Genomic DNA, 4,098 nt, shown 5'->3' with positions numbered 1-4,098 from the left:
TCCTGCAATATAACTATTGTTATAGTAAATAATGGTTTGATCTTAAAATGAGCCGCCTATAGCGTATTCACCAAGCTCTTTTATTGTCTACCGGTCACAACCAAGCACGAAATGGAATTCGTCTCAGAGTTAGCAGATGCTATCTCTACACCTCAATACGATAAGGAAGTCGTCAATGATACATGCTCATACCCCTATTCATAATAAGCAAAAACTCAATAATAAAACCAATAAGAATCTCACTACTACTAGGGCATTGAAGTCAACTTTTACTGCATTGGTGGCCAGTCTGGCGCTTGCTTATAGCGCGCAAACATTTGCTCATGGTGGCAAAGTTAATATGGTTCCGATCGAGGAGGCAATGAGTACAGCGGGTGCAGACGTTGAATATGATAGTTATGCTGAGATGTATACCATTACTAAGAACTCAACCCGCGTACAAATCAAACCCAACAGCAAGACTGCTATGGTGAATGGCCAGTCTCTAGCCATTACTAATCCGCTCATCATAAAAGATGGGCAAGCTTTAGTGCCTGATTCGTTGGCAAATGAGATTTTACAATCAGGTTTGGATCAAACCTTTAAAATAGAGCAAAGTCCGCATCCACTCAATGTGTTAAGTGCTGAGGAGATCGAGCAAACACTGGCTATTATCAAAAAAGCCAAGCCTACCGAGACCAATCTACGGTTTTCTGATATCCGCTTAAAACAACCTGATAAAGATGCAGTATGGCGTAATGTCACTGAAAACAAGCCTTATAAAGGTGATCGCGTGGCAACGTTTAGCATTTTGAAAGGCAATACGGTCATTGAAGGCGAGGCAAACTTAAACAAAAACGCTTTAACCAGTTGGAATGCAATAGAAAATACCTTTGGTATGGTGCTGGTGGATGATTTTTATGCCATACAAGACATCATCCAAAACAGCCCTGAATATAAAGTGGCGCTAAAAAAAACATGGTATCGATGATGTGACCAAGGTTGTCGGAACGCCGCTGACAGTTGGATATTTCGGTGATCAGGACAATTTGGATCAGCAGCTGCGCGTCCTCAAAATCGTCTCTTATTTAGATGTGGGCGATGGCAACTACTGGGCGCATCCTATCGAAAACTTGGTGGCAGTGGTCGATTTGGATGAGAAAAAAATCATCAAAATAGAGGAAGGTAGTGTCATTCCAGTACCGATGACTCCGCGTCCAATCGATGGTCGTGACCAAGATATTGTCACTAGTAAGCCGTTAAACATCATCGAACCAGAGGGCAAAAACTATACCATCACCGGCCGAGACGTCGAATGGCACAATTGGAAGTTTCATATTGGTTTAGACAGTCGAACAGGTCTACAGCTTAGTACGGTCACTTTTAATGATAAAGGCGTTGATCGCAAAATCATGTATCAAGGTAACTTGGGCGGTATGGTCGTGCCTTATGGCGATCCGGACATGGGCTGGTACTTTAAGTCTTATCTCGATGCTGGTGAATACGGAATGGGAACTCTGACCTCACCGCTAGAAAAGAACGTCGATGCACCAGAAAACGCGGTACTCCTTGACGCTGTGCTGCCAGATTATCAAGGCAATCCTTATACTATTCCTAATGCAATCGCAGTGTTTGAGCGCTATGCAGGTCCTGAATTTAAGCATCAGGAAATGGGTCAAAAAAACGTCAGTACTGAGCGCCGTGAGCTGGTCGTACGCTGGATAAGTACGATAGGTAACTATGATTATATCTTTGACTGGGTGTTTGAGCCAAATGGTACGATAGGTATCGACGCTGGAGCAACTGGTATCGAGGCTGCTAAAGGCGTACTGGCAAAAACCATGCATGATCCAACGGCCAAAGAAGACACTCGCTATGGTACGTTGATTGATCACAATATCGTCGGTCCAACGCACCAGCATATCTATAACTTCCGCTTGGATATGGATGTCGATGGCGAGACCAATCATATTAAACGTATAGATCCCATCGTCGCTGACAATACACGTGGAGGGCCGCGTACTAGTGCGATGGAGACTCGCGAAACCACAGTGGTGACCGAGACGGCCGCCAAAGAAAACTTTGATCCTGCTTCTGTGCGTCTAATCAGTAATGCAAGCAAAGAGAACCGTATGGGAAATCCGGTATCGTATCAGATGATTCCGTTTGCAGGCGGGACTCATCCTATCGCAAAAGGCGCCAACTTCGCTGACGATGAGTGGATATACAATCGTCTTAATTTTATGGATAAACAGATTTGGGTGACCAACTATGATGCAGGTGAGCAATATCCAGAAGGCAAATACCCCAATCGCTCTGACAAAGATACCGGCTTGGGGGCGTTTACGAAAGACAATGAAAACATCCACAATAAAGACTTGGTGGTATGGCTAACGACAGGCACTACTCATATTGCCCGTGCTGAAGAATGGCCTATCATGCCGACAGAATGGGTAAACGTACTACTCAAACCGTGGAATTTCTTTGATGAAACGCCATCGCTGCATTTAAATCAAGATAAAGGTGAAAACGCGAGCAAATAAGTACCTAAGCAAATAAGCAAATAAGCAAATAAGCAAATAATCACCTTTAGAATATTAGGCCATAACCTTAACCATAAGAGTAAAAAAATGAAAGAATTTAATTTAATTATCAACGGTGAAAGTGTTGGCACCACTGACTATTTTGACGTTGTCAATCCAGCGGACAAATCTGTCATTGCTCGCTGCCCAAAGGCCACCACTGCGCAGTTAAATGATGCGGTAGCAGCGGCCAGAACAGCGTTCCCCACTTGGTCGGCACTGACTTATGAGGAGCGCAGAGATCTTTTGATGCAGCTTGCTGATGCTATCGAAGATAACGGTGAGGAGCTGATGACGCTACTGACCAAAGAGCAGGGTAAGCCGACAAAAGGCTTTGCAGATCTGGGTGCAGGCTTTGAGTTTGGTGGGACACTCGCTTGGATACGCGCGACCGCTAGTATGACATTGGAGCCGCAGGTCATTCAAGATAACGACACCGCGCGTATAGAGCTGCATCGCAAGCCACTTGGGGTAGTAGGTTCGATTACGCCGTGGAACTACCCATTGCTGATAGGTATTTGGCACATTATCCCTGCACTATTGACAGGTAATACAGTTGTCATGAAGCCCTCTGAGATGACCCCATTGACCGTATTACGATTCGGTGAAATCGCTAAAGACATTTTGCCCGCTGGAGTGTTAAATATAGTGACTGGAGAAGGGGATATTGGGGCCGCGATGACGTCACATCAAGATATACAAAAAATCGTATTTACAGGCTCGACGCCCACGGGCAAAGCCATCATGAAAAGCGCAGCTGACAATCTTACCCGCTTGACACTAGAGCTTGGTGGCAACGATGCGGGCATTGTCTTAGCGGATGCTGATATCGCCGCTTGTGCGCCAAAGATATTTGCGACCTCTTTTATTAATAATGGCCAAACTTGTGCTGCCCTAAAGCGCCTTTATGTCCATGAATCTGTGCATGATGAGCTATGTGAAGCATTAACGAACATGGCTAACAGTATGAAGACGGGTAATGGTTTTGATGAAGATACTGACTTTGGACCGCTACAGAATCAAGAACAGCTCAATATCGTAAAAGCACTTGCCAAAGACGCCAAAGAGCGTGGTGCCAACTTTTTATGCGGCGGTGACGTCACGGACGAGAGCGGCTATTTCTATCCGATCACACTCGTTAGTGACATCAATGACGGGGCAAGATTGGTCGATGAAGAACAATTTGGGCCTATTTTACCTATCATTAAATTTAGCGATGTAGAGGAGGCAATAGATAGCGCCAATCGCTTGCAAGTTGGGCTGGGCGGATCAGTGTGGTCACAAGATATTGAAAAGGCACAGAAAATTGCTTCTCGCTTAGAGTGCGGCACAGTCTGGATCAATAACCATGCCATGATTCAGCCCGATGCACCATTTGGCGGCGTAAAAGACTCAGGGTTTGGGGTGGAGTTTGGAGAAGCGGGTCTAAAAGAATTTACCTTTATCCAAACTGTGCAGACTTTTAAATCTTAAATCCGCTTTACTAACACCAAAGTTTATTAAAGATTCTATGATGCAAAGATGACGGCAGCATAGA

1 protein-coding gene and 1 pseudogene are annotated in these 4,098 nt (G+C 44.9%); both read left to right on the top strand.

Annotated features, from left to right (window positions below):
• Positions 1 to 175 precede the first annotated feature (175 nt).
• Positions 176 to 2,522: pseudogene (gene tynA / locus PENNN9_RS11035) on the top strand (primary-amine oxidase).
• An 87-nt stretch (positions 2,523 to 2,609) separates the two neighbouring features.
• Entirely contained in the window at positions 2,610 to 4,034 is a 1,425-nt protein-coding gene (locus PENNN9_RS11030) for an aldehyde dehydrogenase family protein (protein ID WP_058369730.1), read from the top strand.
• Positions 4,035 to 4,098: the final 64 nt, after the last annotated feature.

Origin of the sequence: Psychrobacter sp. ENNN9_III (genome assembly GCF_001462175.1) — a bacterium.
In the GTDB taxonomy this organism is placed as follows: Bacteria; Pseudomonadota; Gammaproteobacteria; order Pseudomonadales; family Moraxellaceae; genus Psychrobacter.
This window is presented reverse-complemented; position numbering and strand designations above follow the sequence as displayed.